This window comes from Micromonospora sp. NPDC093243 (genome assembly GCF_044753725.1).
GTDB lineage: Bacteria > Actinomycetota > Actinomycetes > Mycobacteriales > Micromonosporaceae > Micromonospora.
This window is the reverse complement of sequence record NZ_JBIVNT010000001.1, coordinates 724,363-744,907: the sequence shown is the minus strand read 5'-3', so window position 1 is coordinate 744,907 and position 20,545 is coordinate 724,363. Positions and strand designations below refer to the sequence as shown.

At 71.5% G+C, this 20,545-nt stretch carries 15 protein-coding genes; 8 read left to right on the top strand and 7 right to left on the bottom strand.

The annotated features are described in order from the left end of the window. Nucleotides 1-51 precede the first annotated feature (51 nt). Genes ACIP9D_RS03385 through ACIP9D_RS03375 form a run of 3 tightly spaced genes read right to left on the bottom strand, consistent with a single transcriptional unit; the run spans nt 52 to nt 3,146 of the window. A complete protein-coding gene (locus tag ACIP9D_RS03385; RefSeq protein WP_350870507.1) occupies nt 52-1,068 on the bottom strand; it encodes a methyltransferase in 1,017 nt (338 codons plus the stop codon). A gap of 34 nt (nt 1,069-1,102) precedes the next feature. Next, nucleotides 1,103-2,092 carry an acetylxylan esterase gene (locus tag ACIP9D_RS03380; protein ID WP_350870505.1) on the bottom strand — a complete coding sequence of 330 codons (990 nt, stop codon included), beginning with the start codon at nt 2,090-2,092 and terminating at the stop codon, nt 1,103-1,105. Between the two features lie 16 nt (nt 2,093-2,108). Next, nucleotides 2,109-3,146 carry a LacI family DNA-binding transcriptional regulator gene (locus ACIP9D_RS03375; protein ID WP_350870503.1) on the bottom strand — a complete coding sequence of 346 codons (1,038 nt, stop codon included), beginning with the start codon at nt 3,144-3,146 and terminating at the stop codon, nt 2,109-2,111. Between the two features lie 302 nt (nt 3,147-3,448). Between ACIP9D_RS03375 and ACIP9D_RS03370 the strand changes: the two genes are divergently transcribed. The 8 genes from ACIP9D_RS03370 to ACIP9D_RS03335 all read left to right on the top strand — a co-directional run bounded on the left by ACIP9D_RS03370 (nt 3,449) and on the right by ACIP9D_RS03335 (nt 14,224). Then, nucleotides 3,449-4,435, top strand: coding sequence for an ABC transporter permease subunit (locus ACIP9D_RS03370; protein WP_350870501.1), 987 nt, complete (start codon nt 3,449-3,451; stop codon nt 4,433-4,435). Further along, nucleotides 4,432-5,370: a carbohydrate ABC transporter permease gene (locus ACIP9D_RS03365; protein ID WP_350870499.1), complete on the top strand. Its 939-nt coding sequence runs from the start codon at nt 4,432-4,434 to the stop codon at nt 5,368-5,370. The genes ACIP9D_RS03370 and ACIP9D_RS03365 overlap by 4 nt, the downstream gene beginning before the upstream one ends. Before the next feature lie 45 nt (nt 5,371-5,415). Continuing rightward, on the top strand, nt 5,416-7,056 hold the full coding sequence (locus ACIP9D_RS03360) for an extracellular solute-binding protein (protein WP_350870497.1): 1,641 nt from the start codon (nt 5,416-5,418) through the stop codon (nt 7,054-7,056). An 87-nt stretch (nt 7,057-7,143) separates the two neighbouring features. Then, the gene (locus ACIP9D_RS03355; RefSeq protein WP_350870495.1) at nt 7,144-8,673 is read left to right on the top strand and encodes a GH39 family glycosyl hydrolase; all 1,530 of its coding nucleotides are present in this window, start codon (nt 7,144-7,146) and stop codon (nt 8,671-8,673) included. Continuing rightward, on the top strand, nt 8,670-9,359 hold the full coding sequence (locus tag ACIP9D_RS03350) for a DUF624 domain-containing protein (RefSeq protein WP_350870494.1): 690 nt from the start codon (nt 8,670-8,672) through the stop codon (nt 9,357-9,359). The genes ACIP9D_RS03355 and ACIP9D_RS03350 overlap by 4 nt, the downstream gene beginning before the upstream one ends. Then, nucleotides 9,356-11,389 (top strand): beta-galactosidase, encoded by a 2,034-nt coding sequence (locus tag ACIP9D_RS03345; RefSeq protein WP_350870491.1) that lies wholly within the window; start codon nt 9,356-9,358, stop codon nt 11,387-11,389. Before ACIP9D_RS03350 ends, ACIP9D_RS03345 begins: the two co-directional genes overlap by 4 nt. Further along, nucleotides 11,386-13,443 carry an alpha-glucuronidase gene (locus ACIP9D_RS03340; RefSeq protein ID WP_350870490.1) on the top strand — a complete coding sequence of 686 codons (2,058 nt, stop codon included), beginning with the start codon at nt 11,386-11,388 and terminating at the stop codon, nt 13,441-13,443. Before ACIP9D_RS03345 ends, ACIP9D_RS03340 begins: the two co-directional genes overlap by 4 nt. A 37-nt stretch (nt 13,444-13,480) precedes the next feature. Beyond that, complete coding sequence (locus tag ACIP9D_RS03335; protein WP_350870488.1) at nt 13,481-14,224, top strand: MBL fold metallo-hydrolase; 744 nt, start codon at nt 13,481-13,483, stop codon at nt 14,222-14,224. A gap of 34 nt (nt 14,225-14,258) precedes the next feature. Here ACIP9D_RS03335 and ACIP9D_RS03330 read toward each other — a convergent pair whose 3' ends face one another. The 4 genes from ACIP9D_RS03330 to ACIP9D_RS03315 form a co-directional block, all read right to left on the bottom strand. After that, nucleotides 14,259-15,221 (bottom strand): LCP family protein, encoded by a 963-nt coding sequence (locus tag ACIP9D_RS03330; RefSeq protein WP_350870486.1) that lies wholly within the window; start codon nt 15,219-15,221, stop codon nt 14,259-14,261. 259 nt (nt 15,222-15,480) lie between these two features. Beyond that, nucleotides 15,481-18,312 (bottom strand): M36 family metallopeptidase, encoded by a 2,832-nt coding sequence (locus ACIP9D_RS03325; RefSeq protein ID WP_350870485.1) that lies wholly within the window; start codon nt 18,310-18,312, stop codon nt 15,481-15,483. 306 nt (nt 18,313-18,618) lie between these two features. After that, complete coding sequence (locus tag ACIP9D_RS03320; protein ID WP_350870484.1) at nt 18,619-19,257, bottom strand: response regulator transcription factor; 639 nt, start codon at nt 19,255-19,257, stop codon at nt 18,619-18,621. Continuing rightward, nucleotides 19,254-20,453 (bottom strand): histidine kinase, encoded by a 1,200-nt coding sequence (locus tag ACIP9D_RS03315; RefSeq protein ID WP_350870483.1) that lies wholly within the window; start codon nt 20,451-20,453, stop codon nt 19,254-19,256. The genes ACIP9D_RS03320 and ACIP9D_RS03315 overlap by 4 nt, the downstream gene beginning before the upstream one ends. Between the last annotated feature and the right edge of the window lie 92 nt (nt 20,454-20,545).

Sequence of the window (20,545 nt, the reverse complement as noted above, 5' to 3'; positions counted from 1 at the left end):
GGTGACCGGTCACCTGGACGCGACTGTCGTCAGTGGCCGCGGTCCGGCCGGTCAGGCCCGCCGGGCCAGCACCGCGCCGTTGGCGCCCGGCGCGTCGAACGGCACCGTGCGGACGTCGACGAAGCCGACGTCGGTGAGCCAGGCGCGGTACTCGGCGCCGGAGTAGTTCTTGCCGCCCTCGGTCTCGACCAGCATGTTCATGCCCATCAGCGCCGCCTCCGGCGGCCCGGTGCGCTCGTCGTTGAGCAGCAGCTCGCAGATGACGACCGTCCCGCCGGGCGGCAGCGCCGCGTGACACTTGGCCAGCAGGGCCCGGTTCGTCGGTTCGTCCCAGTCGTGCAGGATCATGCTGAGCAGGATCACGTCGTGCCCGTCGGGCAGCGCCGCGTCGTTGAGGAAGTCCCCGGCGACCGTGCCGATCCGCCCGGTCAGACCGGCCGCCGCGATCCGCTCCCGGGCCCGGACGCACACGTGCGGCAGGTCGAGGACGGTCGCCGCCAGGTCGGGCAGGCGTCGACAGAACTCGACCGGGAAGGCGCCCGCCCCACCGCCGACGTCGAGCAGCCGGCGGTGCGCGCCGAAGTCGTACGCGTCGGCCAGCGCGCGGGCGGTGAAGCTGGAGGTCGAGTACATCGCGTCCCAGAACTCCGCGAGCATTCCCGGGTCGGTGGTGTCGAACATCGACTGCTGGCGCTGCGGATCCCAGGTGAGAGGTCGGTCGGTGCGCAGCGCCTCGGCGATGCGGTGCCAGGGCAGGTACGTGCGCAGGTCGGAGTAGCGGACCTGAGCGCCGAAGTAGTAGGGGCGACCCTCGACCAGGAACTGCTCGGCGAGTTCGGAGTTGCGGTAGCCGTCGCCGGCCTTCTCGAGCAGGCCGAGCGAGGCGCTCGCGGCCAGCAGCAGATCAGCCGGGCGTTCGGGCAGCCCGAACTCGGCCGACGCCTCGGCGACGGTGATGGTCCGTCCGTTCGCGAGCCGGGTGAAGAGTCCCAGCTCGACGCCGACCGCGAGGGTCTTGAATCCCCAGACGCCGGCGACCAGGCTCATGAGGGGAGTGGGAGTGATCATGGGCCATATCAGAGCATGAATGCTTCACGCGTAGTCAGCGTCGCAGCAGCGAGCCGAGCCAGCGCAGCTGACGCCGGACGTGCAGCGCCTCCCCGCCCTCGTGGCCGTTGAACGGGTAGACGTGCAGCTCCCGCTCCGGCGGCACCGGCCGGCCGGTCGCGGCGCCGTAGTGGTTGTAGGCGGCGAAACCGGTGCTCGGCGGGCAGACGTTGTCCCGCAGGCCGATCCCGAAGTGCGCCGGGGCGCTCGCCCGGCGGGCGAAGGTCACCCCGTCCACGTAGGACAGCGTATGGCGGGCCGCCGCTTCGGCCTCGCGATGCACCGCGAGGTACCGGGCGATCTCGCCGTACGGCGCGGCGTCGGTGAGCGCGACGGCCCGCTGGACGTCGCAGAGGAAGGGTGCGGTGGTGAGCAGCGCCGCGAGGTCGCCGACGAGCCCGGCGACGGCCAGGGCGAGCCCACCGCCCTGGCTGTTTCCGGCCGCCACGACCCGGGTCGGGTCGACGCCCGGCAGGGCGCGGACCGCGTCGACGGCCCGCACCGCGTCGGTGATCAGACGACGGTAGTGGTAGTCGTGCGGGTCGAGAATTCCCCAGGTGGTGGGCCAGGGGCCGCCGGGCGCGCTGTGCGGGTCCGGGGTGTCGCCGACGGCGTACTGCCCGGACTGCCCCCGGTTGTCCATCAGCAGGTGCGCGTAACCGGCCACCGGCCAGGTCAGTCGTTCGTGCGGTAGACCGCGCCCGCGCCCGTAGCCGGCGTACTCGACGACGGCGGGAAGTGGCGTGTCCACGCCGGCCGGGCGGGTGTACCAGGCCCGCACCGGGTCGCCGGCGAAGCCGGCGAAGGTGACGTCCCAAGTCTCCAGCAGCCGCAGGTCGGTGGGTTCCGGGCGGACGTCGAGCAGGACCGGCCGGGTGGCCGCCTCGGCGAGGGTGGCGGCCCAGAACTCGTCGAAGTCGTCGGGCTCGACGACGGTGGGCGTGTAGCGCTGGAGCTGGTCGAGAGCGGGGTCGGCAGGCTGCATCGGTCCTCGCAGGGGGTCAGCGGGGGTGGGCGGGCGACGCGGTGCTGTCCCGGACGACCAGCTCGGTCACCAGGTCGATCCGGGTGGTCGCGAGCTCGTTGCCGTTCGCCAGGTCGAGCAGCATCTGGGTGGCGATGCCGGCCATGTCGCGCAGCGGCTGGTTGATCGTGGTGAGCGCCGGATCGGTCCAGGCGGCGACCGGGAGGTTGTCGTACCCGATCACCGAAAGGTCCTCGGGCACCCGCAGGCCGCACTGCCGGGCCGCCCGCAGCACCCCGATGGCCTGCATGTCCGAGCCGGCGAAGATCGCCGTGGGTCGGTCGGGTCGGCTCAGCAGCTGCAGGCCGTGCGTGCGCCCGGCGTCCGCGGAGAAGCTGCCGTACCGGACCAGCTCGGGATCAACCGTCACCCCGGCCTCGTCGTGCGCGGAGCGGAACCCGGCGGCTCGGGCCTGGCTGCACAGCACGTCACGCGGCCCGGAGATGACCGCGATCCGCCGGTGCCCGAGTTCCAGCAGGTGTCGGGTGGCGAGCAGGCCACCGTTCCAGTTGTTCGAGCCGACCGTCGGTACGGAGGCCGAGGTCGCGCTGTCGGTGTCCACGACGACGAAGGGGATCCCCTGGCGTCGGAGCTGCTGCTGCTGGGCCTCGGCCAGGTGGCAGAGCACGAGCAGCACGCCCAGGGGACGGCGGGTGAGCAGCGCGTCCAGCCAGCCTGACGACGGACGGTGCGCGCCCTCGAGCTGCGACACGGTGAGCCCGAGCCCGGCGACGGTGGTCACCGCCTCGACGCCGCGCAGGATCTCCATGGCCCATCCGACGTCGAACTCGTGGAACACGAGCTCGATCTGTCGGGTGCCGACCGCCTGCCGCCGGTTGCGGCGCTGGTACTGGTGGCGTTCGAGGCTCTCCTCCACCCGGGCCCTGGTGGCGGGGGCGACATCCGCTCGTCCGTTGAGGACCTTCGACACCGTCGCCGTCGAGACGCCGACCTCGCCGGCGATGGTCGCGATGGTGGTGGAGGCGGGTGTGCCGAGCGGACCGTGCTCTGTCATCGCACCCTCATGCATCCGAAAGTTTCGGCAGACCGTAACACGACCGATCGACGTCGCCGGACGGACGCGGCCCCGTAATCGCTCACCCAGCGATCACGCGGTGAAGCGGGACCGGCGACGTAGGGCCGTCCATAGTCCTTTTGAGACCCTTGACACACCCAGATGGGGCCCCTAGGTTGCCGAAAAGGTTAGGCGGGGTTTCCGAAAAGTTTCGGGAGCTGGGCCAGGTGGCTGTGACGCCGCTGCCAAAACGGCGCGAGGTACGGCCGGAGCTGGGGGTGTGGCATGACCGGAGGCCATGGATGACATCCGAGACGTTGCGGCCTCCGCCGCCGACATCACCCCCGGCCCCGACGGGGACGCCCGCCCCGCGACCGGCCGGTCGCCGCCGGACCTGGCGGCAGACGCTGCGTCGGGACTGGCAGCTCTACTCGCTGGCCGTCCTGCCGTTGCTGTTCTTCCTCATCTTCCGGTACCTGCCGATGCTCGGGAACGTGATCGCGTTCCGCCGGTTCAGGCCCGGCGGCAGCATTTTCGGCGAGTACTGGGTCGGCCTGCGGTACTTCCGGATGTTCCTCACCGACGCCACGTTCTGGGAGGTCTTCACCAACACCCTGGTGCTGGGCGGGCTCACCCTGCTCTTCTGCTTTCCGCTGCCGATCGTGCTGGCGCTGCTGCTCAACGAGGTCCGCGCCCGCCGGCTGCGGCAGTTCGTGCAGTCCGTGTCCTACCTGCCGCATTTCCTGTCCATCGTGATCGTGGCCGCGATGGTCATGCAGCTGGTCTCGGTGGACGGCACCGTCAACCAACTCGTCCAGGCGGCGGGCGGCGAGGCGGTGCCGTTCCTGCAGCGACCAGAGTGGTTCCGGACCATCTACGTCTCCTCGGAGGTCTGGCAGACCGTCGGCTGGGGCACCATCCTCTACCTCGCCGCGCTCACCACCATCGACGACGACCTGTACGAGGCGGCCCGGATCGACGGCGCCAACCGGTGGCGCCAGACCTGGCACGTCACGCTGCCGGGCATCCGACCGACCATGGTGACGCTGCTGATCCTCAACATCGGCACGTTCATGGCGGTCGGGTTCGAGAAGATCCTCCTGCTCTACAACCCGCTGACCTATCCGACCGCCGACGTGGTCTCCACGTACCTGTTCCGGATGGGCTTCGGGTCCAGCAACTTCAGCTACGCCGCCGCCATCGGGCTCTTCGAGGCGGTGATCGGGCTGGTCCTGGTCCTGTCGGCGAACCTGATCGCCCGCCGCACGGTCGGGACGAGCCTGTGGTGACCGTCGACGCCGCCGCGCGGGTTGGCGAGACCGGGCCGCCGGCCGGCCGGCGGCAGCGCGGCATCCGCCCGAGCCGCGGTTACCGAGTGTTCCAGGCGTTCAACGCGATCATCCTGACCGCCGTCGTGGTGCTCACGCTGTATCCGTTCGTCAACGTGGTGGCCCGCTCGCTCAGCGACGAGGCGTACATCATCGCCGGCCAGGTCAACCTCGTGCCGCGCGGGTTCAACCTGGAGACCTACCGGCTGGTGATGTCCGACTCGCTGTTCTGGACCAACTACCGCAACACAGTGGTCTACACGGTCGTCGCCACGCTCATCTCGATCGTGCTGACCACCTGCTACGCCTACGTGCTGTCCAAGAAGCACCTCAGGGGACGCACCGCGCTGGTCGGTATCGCGGTCTTCACCATGTTCTTCTCCGGCGGACTGATCCCCAACTACGTGCTGGTCACCAGTCTGGGCATGAAGAACACCGTCTGGGCCATCGCGGTGCCCAACGCGATCAACGTGTTCAACCTGCTGGTGATGAAGGCGTTCTTCGAGAGCCTGCCGGTCGAGCTGGAGGAGGCCGCCGCGGTCGACGGGCTGAACACGTACGGGATCCTGCTGCGCATCGTGCTGCCGCTGTCGAAGGCGATCGTCGCCACGATGGTGCTGTTCTACGCCGTGGCCTTCTGGAACTCGTGGTTCGCCGCCTTTCTCTACATGGACCGGCAGGAGCTCTGGCCGGTGACCGTCTACCTGCGCAACCTGATCGCCGGAGCCACCGGAGCGGAGAACGTCGGCGCGATCGCCGAGGCCGACGAGGTGCAGGCCGAGGCGACGCTCAAAGCCGTGACCATCGTGCTCACCACCCTGCCCATCCTCCTGGTCTACCCCTTCGTCCAGCGGTACTTCGTCCGCGGCGTGATGCTCGGCGCGGTCAAGGGCTAGCCATCGCGTTCACCCCGTCCCCCACCGATCCCGAAAGGACCCGCCATGTTCCACAGATCGTGGCGTCGCGTCGCGACGGCAGCCGCCGCGCTGCTCGCGGCCACCACCATCGCCGCCTGCGGTGACGACCCCTCCGACAAGCAGGACCTGTCCGGGAACCGCGTCGGCGCGATGGCCGACTACGGCCTGGGCGCCCAGTTCAAGGCGAGCGAGCCGGTTTCCTTCTCCGTCCTGTACAACAACCACCCGAACTACCCGTTGAAGGACGACTGGCTGTTCTGGTCGGAGTTGAAGTCGCGGGCCAACGTCACGCTCGAACCGGTCGCCGTGCCGCTGAGCGACTACGAGCAGAAGCGCGGTCTGCTGATCGGCGCCGGCGACGCCCCGATGATCATCCCGAAGACCTATCCCAACCAGGAGGACGCGTACGTCTCGTCCGGGGCGATCCTGCCGGTCAGCGACTACCTCGACCTGATGCCGAACCTGCGGGACAAGATCGAGCGGTGGAACCTCAAGCCCGAGATCGACACCCTGCGCCAGGAGGACGGCAAGTTCTACCTGCTGCCCGGGGTGCACGAGAAGGCCTGGCAGGACTACTCGCTGGCGATCCGGACCGACATCCTCGACGAGCTGAACCTGGAGATCCCGAAGACCTGGGACGAGCTGTACACGGTGCTCAAGGCGATGAAGGCCAGGTACCCGGACGTGTACCCGTTCTCCGACCGGTGGAGCAAGCCCAACCCGGCCGGCAACCTGCTCAACATCCTGGCCCTCTCCTACGGCCTGCAGGGCGCGGGTTGGAACTTCCAGCACGCCAGCTGGGACGCCAACGCCAAGAAGTTCGTGTACACCGGCGCCGCCGAGCAGTACAAGCAGATGCTCCAGTACCTCAACAAGCTGGTGGCGGAGAAGCTGCTCGACCCGGAGAGCTTCACCCAGACCGACGACCAGGCCCGGCAGAAGCTCGCCAACAGCAAGTCGTTCGTGATCAGCGCCAACGCCCAGGCCGTGGTCAACGACTACCGGCCGGACCTGGCGAAGACCAACCCGAAGGCGAAGATCACCAAGATCCCGCTGCCGATCGGGCCGGCCGGTGAGATCAACCCCGCCAGCCGCTTGGAGAACGGCGTGATGATCTCGTCGAAGGCCCGGGACAGCAAGAACTTCGTGGCCATGATGCAGTTCGTCGACTGGCTCTGGTATTCCGACGCCGGCCAGGAATTCGCCAAGTGGGGCGTCGAGGGCACGACGTACGTCAAGGACGCCTCCGGTAAGCCCACGCTGGCCCCCGACGTCAACGTCATCGGTATCCATCCCGAGGCGAGCAAGCACCTGCAGAAGGACTTCGGCTTCTACAACGGGGTGTTCGCCTACGGCGGCAAGCCGGAGCTGGTGCAGGGATTCTTCTCCGCGGAGGAGCAGGAGTTCCAGAAGGTGCTGAACGCTCGCACGCCGGCCGTGGTGCCTCCGCCGTACCCGTTCAGCGACGAGGAGCGGGAGCAGGCGTCGCTGTGGGAGACGCCGCTGCGCGACCACGTCTACCAGGCGACGCTGCAGTTCGCGCTCGGCCAGCGCGACCTCGCCCAGTGGGACGCCTACCTGACCGAGCTGAAGGGCAAGCACATGGACTCCTACCTGGAGCTGGTCAACAAGGCCTACGACCGCTACCGGACGGAGAACAGCTGACCGCGGGCCGGTCCGGTGGCGCCCGCCGCCACCGGACCGGCCGGCCACCGTCAGCCGACGCACCTCGCCGCGAACAAGAGGACGACCATGCGCATCACCGTTGCGGAGCACCCCTGCGGCCGGCTGTCCGACGCGTGGCGCTTCGCCGTCGGCACCGGCCGCTTCGAGCTGGCGTTGCGCCGCGACTACCAGGACTCACTGGCGCTCATCCAGGCCGACATCGGCTTCAAGCACATCCGTGGGCACGGCCTGCTCAGCGACGGCGTCGGCGTCCACCGGCCGTACCAGCACCGGGGCGAACGCCGGGTGCACCACTCGTTCACCTACGTCGACCAGGTGATCGACGCCTATCTCGAACTGGGCCTGCGACCCTTCGTGGAGCTGGGGTTCATGCCCTCGGGTCTGGCCTCCGGCGACCAGACGGTGTTCTGGTGGCGGGGCAACGTCACCCCGCCCCGCTCCTGGTCGGAGTGGGGCGACCTGGTCCGCGCCACGGTCGCGCACCTTGTCGACCGGTACGGCCTCGACGAGGTACGCGGCTGGCCGATCGAGGTGTGGAACGAACCCAACCTGGTCAACTTCTGGGCGGGCGCCGACCGCGACGCCTACCACCGGCTGTACGAGGTGAGCGCGTACGCGGTCAAGGAGGTCGACGCGGGCCTTCAGGTCGGCGGTCCGGCGATCTCCCCCGGGGCGGACGAGTGGTTGGCGCCGTTCGCCGAGTTCGTCACCGACCGTCAGGTGCCGGTTGACTTCGTCAGCCGGCACGCCTACACCTCCGGCCCCGCCCAGCACGTGCCCTTCGGCACCCACCAGACCCTCGCCCCGGCGGCGGAGCTGCTGAGACAGTTCGCCGCGCCGCGCGAGCACCTGCGGGGCACCGCGCTGGCGGAGCTGCCGGTGCACATCACCGAGTTCAACTCCTCCTACCGGCCGGACAACCCGATCCACGACACGGCCTGGCACGCCGCGTACCTCGCCCCGGTGCTGGCCGGCGGCGGTGAGCTCGTCGACTCCTTCGCCTACTGGACGTTCAGCGACATGTTCGAGGAGGAGGGGGTGCCGACCGCGCTGTTCCACGGCGGGTTCGGCCTGCTCACCCACCGTCAGATCAAGAAACCCACCTACCACCTGTACGCCTTCATGGCCCGCCTCGGTGACGAGGTGCTGGCGCGCGGAGCGGACCATCTGGTCACCCGCCACCCCGACGGCCGGGTCGCCGTGCTGGCCTGGGCTCCGGTCGACGTCACCGGCCAGGCCCCGGTGCCCGACCGGCACCCGCTGGCGCTGTCGGTCCCGCTCGGGCCGCCCGGCACCACCTCCGCCTTCCTGCTCCGCTCCTCGGTCGGCGAGGAGTGGGGCAACGCCTGGGCGGCCTGGGCCGAGCTGGGCCGGCCGCGCTCGCCCCGGCCCCGCCAACTCGACGCCCTGCGGGAGGCCGCCGAGCCGGCCCGTACCCACCGGGCCCTGCCGGTCGTCGCCGGGCGGGTCGAGGTGGACCTCACCCTCGGTCGGCACGAGGTGACCCTGGTCGAGCTGAGCCCGGTGGTGGACGAGACCCCGCCGTGGTGGGACGACCGCCGCCTGCTCGGCGCCGACCCGGAGGAGAAGCCGTGAGTGACACCACCCAGGCCCGGCGGCAGTTCGGCGACGGGCCGCTCTCGCGGGCCGCCGCCCGCGTCTACACCCTGCTCGTCGTCGAACTGCTGCTCCTGCTCACCACCCTGCCCGGCCTGGTCCCGCTGGTCCTGCTCGACCGTGACGTCAGCAACCTCCCGCTGGTCGCGCTCTGCCTGCTCCCGCTCGGCCCGGCTGTGTGCGCCGCCCTCTACGCCCTGCGCCACCAGCGTCCCGACCTGACCGACCTGCGGCCCGCCACCGTGTTCTGGCGGGGCTACCGGGCCAACCTGCGCGGCGCCCTGCTGGTCTGGGCGCCGGCGCTGCTCTGGCTGACCATCCTCGCGGTGAACCTCGCCCACCTCGGCGCCGCGGCCGTTCCGAGCTGGTGGGCGGTGCCGCTGGTGCTGCTCGCCGCCGCGGTGACGCTCTGCGCGGTCAACGCGGTGGTGATCACCTCGCTCTTCGCCTTCCGCACCCGCGACGTGGCGCGGCTGGCCGTCCACTTTCTGGTCCGTGCCCCCGGCGTGACCATCGGCAACGTCCTGCTGCTGGCCGCGGCGGCCGGGATCACCGCGGTCTTCTCCGAGGCGGTGCTGGCGATGCTCGGCTCGCTCATGCTCCTGGCGTTCCTGCTGGTCGGCGACCCGATGATCCGCACGATCCGGAAGGAGTTCACGGCATGAGCCTGCCCGTCACCGCGAAGGTGCCATTCGGCGGAGACTACAACCCGGAACAGTGGCCCGAGGACGTGTGGAAGCAGGACCATCGGCTCTTCGACGCCGCCCGGATCGACCTGCTGACGCTCGGGGTGTTCGACTGGGCGCTCACCCAGCCCGCCGAGGACGTCTACGACTTCGCGCTGCTGGACCGGATCGTCGGGCGGGCCGCCGCCGAGGGGCGCGGCATCTGCCTGGCGACCGGCACCGGCGCGCATCCGGCCTGGCTGGCCCGCGGGCACCCCGAGGTGACCCGGACCGACTTCGAGGGGCGCCGGCACCGCTTCGGGCAGCGACACAACTCCTGCCCCAGCTCACCGGTGTTCCGCCGGTTCTCCACCGAGTTGGCCCGCCGGGTCGCGCGCCGCTACGCCGGCAACCCCGCCGTCGTCGCCTGGCACGTCGGCAACGAGTACGGCGGCGCCTGCTACTGCGACCTCTGCGCGGCCGGCTTCCGTGACTGGCTGCGCCACCGCTACGGCACCCTCGACGAGCTGAACGCGGCCTGGTACACCACGTTCTGGTCACACACCTTCACCGACTGGGACGAGATCGAGGCGCCGTCGGCGCTGACCGAGCACTGGCGCGGCCCCGACCACACCGCGTTCCAGGGCATCACCCTGGACTACCTGCGCTTCTCCTCCGACGCCATGCTGACCAACTTCCGCGACGAGAAGGCCGCCATCCGGGAGTCCAGCCCCGACGTCCCGGTGACCACGAACTTCATGGGCATGTACCGCCCGATCGACTACCACCGCTGGGCGGAGCACCTGGACTTCGTCTCCTGGGACAACTATCCGCCCGACGACCAGTCGGCGGCCCGGATGGCGCTGACCCACGACCTGATGCGCGGACTCAAGGACGGCCAGCCGTTCTGGCTGATGGAGCAGACCCCCAGCGTCACCGCCAGCCGCGACGTCAATCCACTCAAGCGGCCCGGGCTGATGCGACTGTGGAGCTGGCAGGCGGTGGCGCACGGCGCGGACGCGGTGCTCTTCTTCCAGCTGCGCGCCTCCCGGGGGGCCTGCGAGAAGTACCACGGCGCGGTCATCGGTCACGCCGGCCGCTCCGACACCCGGGTCTTCCAGGAGGTCGCCGGGCTTGGGGCGGAGCTGGACCGGCTCGGCCCGGTGTCGCTCGGCGCGCGGACCCCGGCCCGGGTGGCGCTGCTCTTCGACTGGGACAGCTGGTGGGCGCTGGAGATCTCAGACGGCCCGTCGCGGCTGGTCCGCTACCAGCAGGTGGTGCTGGCCTACCACCGGGCGCTCTGGGACGCCGGGGTCGACGTGGACGTGGTCGCGGTGACCGCCGACCTCGCCGGCTACGACGTGGTCGTCGCACCGGCCCTGCACATGCTCAAGGCGGACCTGCCCGCGCGCCTGGAGGCGGTCGCCGCGCGCGGTGGCTCGGTGCTGACCACCTACCTGTCGGGGCGGGTGGACGAGAACGACAACGCGTTCCTGATGGACGTGCCCGGCCCGCTCGGGCAGCTGATGGGGATCCGGATCGACGAGTGGGACGCCCGCGGCCCGGAGGTCGTCAACCCGGTCCGCCTCGGCGCCGGCGCCGAGCAGCTCGACGTCGAATCGCGGCTGCTGTTCGAGCTGGTCATCCCGCAGGGCGCGGAGGTGCTCGGCCGCTACCAGGCCGACTTCTACGCCGGCACCCCGGCGGTGACCCGCAACGCGTACGGAGAGGGGCACGGCTGGTACGTCGCCGCCGGGCTGGACCAGACCGGTGTCGACTGGGTGGTCCGGCAGGTGCTGGCCCGCCACGACCTGCTCGGGCCGTATCCCGACGTGCCGGACCTGGAATCCGCGGTCCGGGTCGCCCCGGACGGGACGCGGCTGCTCTTCCTGCTCAACCACCGTGCCGAGCCGGTCGAGGTGACCGCCCACGTCGGCGGCGTCGACCTGCTCACCGGCGACCGGGTGGAGCGCGGCGCGCCGCTGCGGCTGGCGGAGCGCGGCGTTCTGGTGCTGCGGGAGGACGCGTGAGCGGCGCCCCGCAGGACTGGCACCCCGCCTGGCTGCCTGCGGCGGCGTTCCGCGCGCTCGGCGTACGCCGCGTCCTGGTGCACGGCGACGGCCCGCTCGTCGACACCGTCTTCGACGAGGTCACCCGGGCCTGCGCCGAACACGGCGGGCGGGCGCTTCGCGCGGGCGAGGGTGGCGTGCCGGCCGACGCCGACCTGGTGATCGCGCTGCGCACCCGGCAGCCGCTGCCCGTGCCGGCTCACGTAACGGGGGAGGGCGGGCCGCTCGGCGACGACGGCTTTCTGCTGACCCGCGCGGGTGACGTGACCCTGCTGCTGGCCGACCGGCCGCCCGGCCTGCTCTACGGGCTGTTCCACCTGGTGCGGCTCGGCGAGGCGGCCTTCGACGCCGCCCGTCCCGCGCAGGCCCACCGGCCGGCGCTGAGCCGGCGGATGCTCGACCACTGGGACCACGTCGCCGTGCACCCGGTGATGGGCCAGGTGGAGCGGGGCTACGCCGGCGGGTCGATCTTCTGGCGCGACGGCGGGCCGCGCCGCGACCTCGCCCGGCTGCGCGCGTACGGGCGGCTGCTGGCCGCCTGCGGGATCAACGCGATCTCGGTGAACAACGTCAACGTCCACGCCACCGAGGCGCGGCTGCTGACCGACCGGCTCGGCGACGTGGTCGAGATCGCCGACGTGCTGCGTCCGTACGGCGTCCGGGTGCACCTGTCGGTCACCTTCGCCGCTCCGGTGGTCGTCGGCGGGCTGCCCACCGCCGACCCGCTGGACGAGCGGGTGCGCGACTGGTGGGCCAGCACCACCCGGCAGGTGTACGAGCGGATCCCGGACTTCGGCGGCTACCTGGTGAAGGCCGACTCGGAGGGGCAGCCCGGCCCGTTCACCTACGGGCGCGACCACGCCGACGGGGCGAACCTGCTCGCCGGGGCGCTCGCCCCGCACGGGGGAGTGGTGCACTGGCGGGCGTTCGTCTACAACCACCGGCAGGACTGGCGGGACCGCTCGACCGACCGCGCGCGGGCCGCGTACGACCACTTCGCGCCGCTCGACGGGCGGTTCCACGACAACGTCGTCCTCCAGGTCAAGTTCGGCCCGATGGACTTCCAGGTACGCGAACCGGTCTCCCCGGTGATCGCGGCGATGCCGGCCACCCGACTGGCCGTGGAGGTGCAGGTCACCCAGGAGTACACCGGCCAGCAGCGGCACGTCTGCTACCTCGGCCCCTGCTGGACGCAGGTGCTCGGCTTCCGGCCGTGGGGTCCGGACGGCCCGTCGGTCGCCGACGTGATCGTGGGCGACCCCGATCGGGAGGGTGGCGGCCTGGTCGCGGTCTCCAATGTGGGCGACGACCGCTTCTGGACCGGTCACCCGCTGGCTCAGGCCAACCTCTACGCCTTCGGCCGGCTGGCCTGGGACCCCCGGCTGGACCACGGGGCGATCCTCGACGAGTGGATCGACCTCACCTTCGCGCCGTCGGCCACCGGCGACCCGGTCCGGGTGCGGGAGACCCTGCACGCGATCATGGACGACTCGTGGCGCGGCTACGAGCGCTACACCGCTCCGTTGGGGGTCGGGTTCATGGTCCGTCCCGGCCATCACTACGGCCCCGACGTGGACGGCTACGAGTACACCCCGTGGGGCACGTACCACTTCGCCGACCGGGACGGCGTCGGCGTGGACCGCACCCGCGCGTCCGGCACCGGCTTCACCGGCCAGTACCCGTCGCCCTGGGACGAGATCTACGAGTCGCGCGATCGCTGCCCCGACGAGCTGCTGCTCTTCTTCCACCACGTGCCGTACGGGCACGTCCTGCGCAGCGGGGTCACCGTCATCCAGCACATCTACGACACCCACTTCGCCGGGGTCGAGCAGGTGACGCTGATGCGGCAGCGGTGGGAACGCCTCGCCGGCCTGATCGACCCGGCCGTCCACGACCGGGTGGCCGAACGCCTCGACGAGCAGTCCCGCAGCGCCGCCGAGTGGCGCGACCAGATCAACACCTACTTCTTCCGCAAGTCCGGGGTGCCCGACGCGCACGGCCGCCGCATCCACTGACCCGCCGCGGGTCGGCCGTGGCGGTAACGTGCGCGGCATGCGGCTTACCGTTCTCGGCGGGTGCGGGGTGTGGCCCGAGGCTGGCCAGGCGTGCAGCGGCTACCTCGTCGAACACGACGGCTTTCGGCTGCTGGTCGACGTCGGCTACGCGATCGTGCCGCAGCTGCTGCAACGGCTCAGCGTGGACGAGATCGACGCGGTCTTCGTCAGCCACGGGCATCCCGATCACTGCGCCGACCTGAACCCGTTGCTGCGGGCCCGTGCGCTGCGCGACGACCCACCCGCGCCGCTGCCGGTCCACGCGCTCGCCGGAGCGTTGGACGCGGTGTTGGCGCTGGACCGGCCCGGCATGCTGGATGCCGCGTACGCGCTGCACGAGTTCACCGCCGGCGACCGTCTCGACATCGGCCCGTTCCGCGCCGACACGCGTTCGCTGCCGCACTGGGTGCCGAACGCGGGGGTACGGCTGGCCGCGGGTGACCGGGTGCTCGCGTACACCGGCGACACCGGGCCGAGCCCCGACGTGGTGGAGTTGGCCCGCGGGGCCGACCTGCTGGTTGCCGAGGCCACCTATGTGCACGAGGTGCCGGCGGACTCGAAGGGCTACCAGTCGAGCGCGCGCGACGCGGGCCGACAGGCCGCGGCTGCCGGCGCCGGGCGCCTGCTGCTGACCCACCTCCGACCGGGTACGGAGCACGCCGCCGCACGGGCGGCGGCCGGTGCCGAGTACGGCGGTGAGATCGCCGTCGCCACCGCCGGCCTGGTTCTCGACCTGGCTTAGCACCCGGCCCCGCACGCCCTGCTGGCACCGGCGATCAGGTCAGGTACTGCTGCACCGTGTCGTGGGCGACTGCCTGGTAGAGCTCCTTCGCCTTCGCGGTGTCCGGCAGCACCACGCTCTGGCCGCTGCGCATGCCGGTGCCCGCGCTCGGGCTGCCCAGGAAGGTCAGGTCGTCGCTGCGCAGGTCGCGCAGTTCCAGGGCGACGTCGACCAGGTGGAAGTCCTCGTCCACGGTGACCGACCGGGTGACGGCCTGGAGGAAGGAGTTGAGCTTGACCGGGTTCGACAGGGTGCCGATGCCCGCCGCGCGGTCGAGCAGGGCCTGCAGGAACTCCCGCTGGTGTCGTTCCCGGCTGAAGTCGCCGTCGGCGAACTGGTAGCGCTGGCGGACGTAGTCCAGCGCCGCCGCGCCGTCCAGGTGTCGGGTGCCCTTCTGGAAGGTCCGGTGCGGCGCGTGGATCGAGGTGATGGTCTTCTCGATCTTCAGGTCCACGCCGCCGAGCGCGTCGACGACCTGCGCGAAGCCGGCGAAGTCGACCAGGGCCACGTGGTCGACGTGCACGCCGGTGAAGGTCTCCACGGTCTGCACGGTCAGCGGGGTGCCGCCCCAGGCGTACGCCGAGTTGATCTTCGCCATGGTGTTCCCGTGCCGCCCGTCAGCCGACTTCGGGACGAAGACCCAGGTGTCGCGGGGGATCGAGATGACCTCCGCCTTCTGGTGGTCGGCGTCGAGGTGCAGCAGCATGATGGTGTCGGTCCGGGAATCGGCCGTCTTGTCCGGGTCGCGGGAGTCACTGCCGAGCAGCAGCACGTTCATCGCGCTGGTGACCGCCTGCGTGGGGCGGGCGCTCTCCGGAAGTCCGGCGAAGGCGTCGGTGCGCGCCAGGTTGCTGTCGAGCGAACGCCCGTAGGCCCCGATGGCGATCGTCGCCCCGCCGCCCAGCACCAGCAGTGCCGCCAGCACCGTGATCAGAATGCGCCGTGATCGTCGTTGCACCCGCTCCAGCCTCCCCCCACCTCAGCCGCGCCCGTGCCCGGTCACCGAGCGTGACCAAAGGTAGCCGACAAAGCTGAGAGCTGGCTTGGAGCGATCAGCGGTGCCGGGGCCCGGCTGACTGAAGCGCGCTGGCGAAGGGCCGCCAGCCATGCTCATATTCGGTCAACCAGGCCGAGACTTCGCAGCCCGGGACCGACCGGCGGGAGCGTTCCGCGTTTCGGAACGCTCCCGCCGGCTCACCTGGTACCGCTGCCGCGGCTCAGTCGGTGAACCTGAAGTAGGCGCGGTGCTGGAATCCGTCGTCGAGAGTGAGCACGAACTCGCGGCAGGTGCCCGCCCAGGCGGGGTCGGTCTTCCACGGGTAGTGGTACCGGCCGTTGGCGTTGGCCGACAGCCCTGACCCGCCGGGGCTGACGGCGGCGACCGGGGTCGGCCGGGGAGTGACGGCGCCGTCCGGGCCGACCGTCTCGAGCGTCTCGCAGTCCACCAGCCGCGAGTACGGCGAGCCGCTGGCGAGGATGTCCAGGCCCCGGTTGGAGGCGAGCGTGAACTTCATCGGTACGGCGTCACCGGCGACGACGGTGTTGAGGGCGGGCTGGGCGGCCCGTCCCTGGAAGTCGCCCCGGCACGACGGGTGGGTGTCGAACGCCTCGGTGTTGTCGTTGCGGCCGGTGGTGCCCTGAACGGCGCTGTAGCCGAGACCCCGGCGGGCGAAGGAGGCCCACAGGGTGCAGGCGTTGTCGCCGCCGGTGAGGGCCGCGTCGGCGGCGATGATGGCGTTGCGGCCGGTGACGAAGCCCGGGCCGCAGCCCTGCATCTTCAGGCCGTCGATGACGAGTTGCAGGGCGAGGTTGTTGCCGCCGGTGTTCCACGCCTCGTAGACGTTGGGATTGAAGCCGTGCCGGTCGACGAGGTCCCAGGTCATGTCCCACAGCACGGCCGCCCAGCCGTGTCCGATGCCGTGCGGGGCGGCCAGGGACGTGCCGTCCAGCCAACCGCCGGTCTTGATGCTGTCGTACGTGAACGGCTGGATCTCCATGTTGCGCGAGTAGGGCCGCGGGCGGATCCCGCCACCCACCCGGCTGTCCTGGAACAGCGCGTACTGGCCGTAGCCGCGGGCGTTCTCCGGATCGTCGATCGCGGGGTTCAGCAGCGAGGTGATCGCGAGGAAGTCGCTCCAGCCCTCACCCATCTGCTCCTCACCGGTGAGGCAGTTGACCGTCGGGCCCCCGGTCAGCCGGTTGGACACCCCGTGGCCGTACTCATGGAAGATCGTCTCGGAACGGAACGAGGCGTCCCGCATCGCCGGCCGGTTCAGGTTGCGGTGCACCCGGCCGGCGGCCGGCTGCCCGGCCTTGATGGCGTTCCCGTCGGCCTGGCTCAGCATGACCGCGGGAATGCCGACCGCCGGGTTCATGGAGCCGCTCAGCACCGCCGGGGCGCCCGCGACGTTGTTGACGACCACCACCGCGACGGCGCCGGCCGCCTCCGCGTTGACCACCTGCGTGTGGGCGTTGCACGTGCTGGTCCGGTCGACCACCGCGATCGCGCCGGCCGGCAGGCTGTAGGCGCTGCAGCCGTCGCCGGTCGCCCCGCTGCCGTCGTCGACCGCCACCACCGCACCGGCGAAGCCGGCGCTGGTCGGCGCGGGGGTGAACCGGGCGTACTCGGCCTCGTACGTGCCGGCGGCGGAGCCCCCGTCGATCGTCACGGCGTTCGGCAGGCCGAACTGGTTGCCCGGCCAGAGGAACATCTGCATCCGGGGTCGCCCGCCGTCCAGCGCCGGGGTGGAGAAGTTGGCGTTGTTCTGGCCGGAGCCGTCGTGCGCCTCGCACTGCACGTCGTCGCCGCCGGTGCCGCCCCGCCCGTAGTTGTTGACCTGGAAGTTGCCGGACGCCTCGTCGAAGCCGTACCGGTAGGTCAGGTCGTGGACCATGTTGCACCAGTAGAACTGGTTCACCACCGCGGCCTGGGTGTACGTCTGCGGATGCTCGTTAAGGTCGGCCGGGAAGTTGAAGCTCAGGCCGGCCCCGCCATCAGCTCCGCTGGCAGGGTCGATCTGGTTGTTGGCGTCCCGGTCGGTGTAGGCGTGCGCGTTGTTGCCCCGGGTGATGGTGTACTCGGCGCCCGGCGCGCCGTCGGTGTCGTGCCAGCCGTACGGCGAGGCGGTCCCGTCCGCCGGGTTGGTCACCAGGCTCTGCGGGCCGTCGTTCGGGTCGCCCTTCGGGAACTCGAAGACGCGGTAGCTCGATCCGTCGTCGACCGGGTTCGGCGGCGTGACCTTCGCGGCGGGGACGCTCGCGGTGGCGATGGCCGGCGTCTGGTTCTCCCGGCGGCCCAGCGTGCTGGCGAGATCGGTCGGGCTGTCCTGGTGGGTCCAGTCCTCGGTGTTGAGCAGCTTGCTGGTCTCGGCGTCGACGGTGACGTTCCAGAGGTGGACGTCGGAAGAGTCGTCGATCACCAGCTGCCAGGCCGGGCGCAGTCCGTCATCGGTCGGCTGCCAGCCCAGCTTCGCCGGGATGGGCTGGTCGGAGATGCCGCTGCCGGAGACGACGGTGCGCTGAGCGGGGCCACCGCTGCGGCTCATCACCCGCGAGCCGGCCGGGTCGGCCAGGTCGAGGGCGTCGGCGGCCGCCTCCACCGCCTGCACCGCGTCGAGGGAGACAGTTCCGGTGGCCTTGTCGGACAGGCCGGAAACCAGGGTGTCGCCGACGAAGATGACGCTTCCGTCGCGGGCGATGTTGACGGTGGCCGTCGCCCCGAAGACCTCCAGTTCCTTGTGGCGCTGGGCCAGGTTGACGTGCGTGACGCCGTTGTGACGGCTGGTGTAGCTGGAGGCCACCGCGAGGTCGGCGAGGTCCGCGCCGCGGACACCGTGCTCGGCCGGGTGTGCCCGCAGGTAGCTGACGGCGATGTCGTTCGGCGCGCCGCTGTTGGCGCCGGTGAGGAAGATCGGGTTCGCCGGGCGGGCCTGCTCGGGGTCGGCCCAGGCGGGTTGCACGGCCAGCGGCGTGAGCGTCGCGACGAGGGTCGTGGACAGCAGTAACGCGGTGTTGCGTCGAGCACGGGATGGACCAGGAGGTAGGGGCACCGCTGCTCCCTTCAGGAGAGGCGAAAGACGGCATGGAGCTTCGGCTCACGACCGCCGCGGCGGCCCGCCGCGCTGATCCGCGGCGCCCGCGTGGCTGTCACGTCCAGTGATCGGGCCGATGCGGGGTGAATTGCCTCGACGCTACGGTGGGGCCGGCGGCGGCTCATCCGACGAGTGGCGAAATATTTCGATGGCCGGTCCTACGCCTGTCGTGGCCCGCCCGCCCCCAGCCCGCCGGCCGGCCGGAGCTGGACAGTCCCTTGCGGACGCCGACGGGCGCTGCCCGGAACTCCTTCGGGACGCGGGTCAGCCGACCAGGCGGCGTTCCCACGCCCAGGCGGCGATCTCGACCCGGTTCCGGGCCGGCAGCTTCATCTGCACGCTGGCCAGGTGGGTCTTGACCGTGCCGACGGCGATGAAGAGCCGGGTGGCGATCTCGGCGTTGGTCAGACCCCGGGCGACGAGCTTCACGACGTCGAGTTCCCGCGGGGACAACCCGGCGTCGTCACGGGTCGGGGCGGGTGGGCTGAGGTGCTCCAGCAGCCGTACCGTGATGGACGGGCTGATCAGCGCGTCGCCGGAGACGGCCGCCCGGACGGCCTCCACCAGAAGCGCCGGGCCGGAGTCCTTGAGCAGGAAGCCGCAGGCGCCGTTGCGCAGCGCGGTGTGCACGTACTCGTCGAGGTCGAAGGTGGTCACCACGACCACCCTGATCGGGTCGGCGACGCCTGGCCCGGCGAGCAGCCGGAGCGCCGCCAGGCCGTCGAGGCGCGGCATCCGGATGTCCAGCAGCACCACGTCCGGGCGCAGCCGTCGGGCCAGCTCGACCGCCGCCACGCCGTCGGCGGCCTCACCGATCACCGTCATGTCCGGCTGTGCCCCGACGATCATGCCGAAGCCGGTCCGGACCATCGCCTGGTCGTCGGCGATCAGCACGCGGATCATCGGAGCGCCGTCGAGTGCAGCGGCAGCGCCGCGTCCAGCACCCAGCCGCCGGCGACACCGGGGCCGGCGGTGATCGTGCCGCCGAGGGCGCGTACCCGCTCGGTGAGACCGATCAGGCCGTAACCGTGCCCGCGGGCCGGCGGGGTACGCGGGGTCGCGCCGTCGTCGGCCACCCGGACCAGCAGCCAGTCGGGGGTACGGCGCACGAAGACATCGACCGACCGGGCGTCGGGGGCGTGCTGGCGGCTGTTGGTCAGCCCCTCCATCACCACCCGGTAGCCGGACGTGGAGACCTCCACCGGCAGCCCGTCCAGCGGGCCGTCGACGTGCAGCCGGGCCGGCGCGCTCGCGCTGCCGTTGAACCCCGCCAGCAGGGGCGCCAGATCGGCCACGCCGGCCAGCGGGGCCACCGGGGCGTCCGGCGCGGCGTCCGGGCTGCGCAGGATCCCGACCATCCGCCGCATCGACGCCATCGTCTCCGCGCCGGCCCGCTCGATCTGCTCCAGAGCGGCGATGACCCGCTGCGGGTCCTGCTCGGCCACGAACCGGGCCCCCTGCGCCTGCACCACGATCCCGGTCACGTGGTGGGCGATGAAGTCGTGCAGGTCACGGGCGAACTCGGCGCGCTGCTCGGCCCGTACCAGCGAGATCGCCCGCTCCCGCCCGGCCGCGACGACGCGCAGGTAGAGCCCGCCCGCGGCGGCGCCGGCCGCGGCGAGCGCCTGGATCAGCCCGAAGATCACGTACGCGTTCTCGACGCCGGCGCGCAGTGGCAGCGCGGCGGCGGCGAGCCCGGCGAGCACCGCGGCCCAGGGCGCGAGCCGGGGCGCGCCCCAGCGGGTCACCACGAAGACCACCGCCAGCAGCCCGGCCGACTCGGCCAGCCCCCAACTGCCGCTGAGCAGGTAGCCGTCACCGGCGACGATCCGGATCCCGGCGGTTACGGCGAGTGAGGCGAGCGCGAGCGTGAGCGCCGCCAACGGCAGCCGGCGGGAGCCCTGCCGGTGCACCGGGAGCCAGAGCGGCACCGTCGCCACCGCCAGCCCCATCCGCACCAGCAGGAGCAGGGCGGCGGCGCTGCTCATCCCGCCGATCGTGCTGTAGCGCAGGTCGAAGAGGACGAGCAGGCCCAGCACCACCAGGCCGCCGGCCTGGGCCAGGCGCACCCACCAACGTCGAAGTCCCGGCGCGTTCATCGTGACCCAGCGTAGCCAGCCGGGTGGTGGTCACGGATCGGCCGAAAGGCAGACCCGACGGCGGCGCGTACCCGGCTCCGGACCGATGTGCC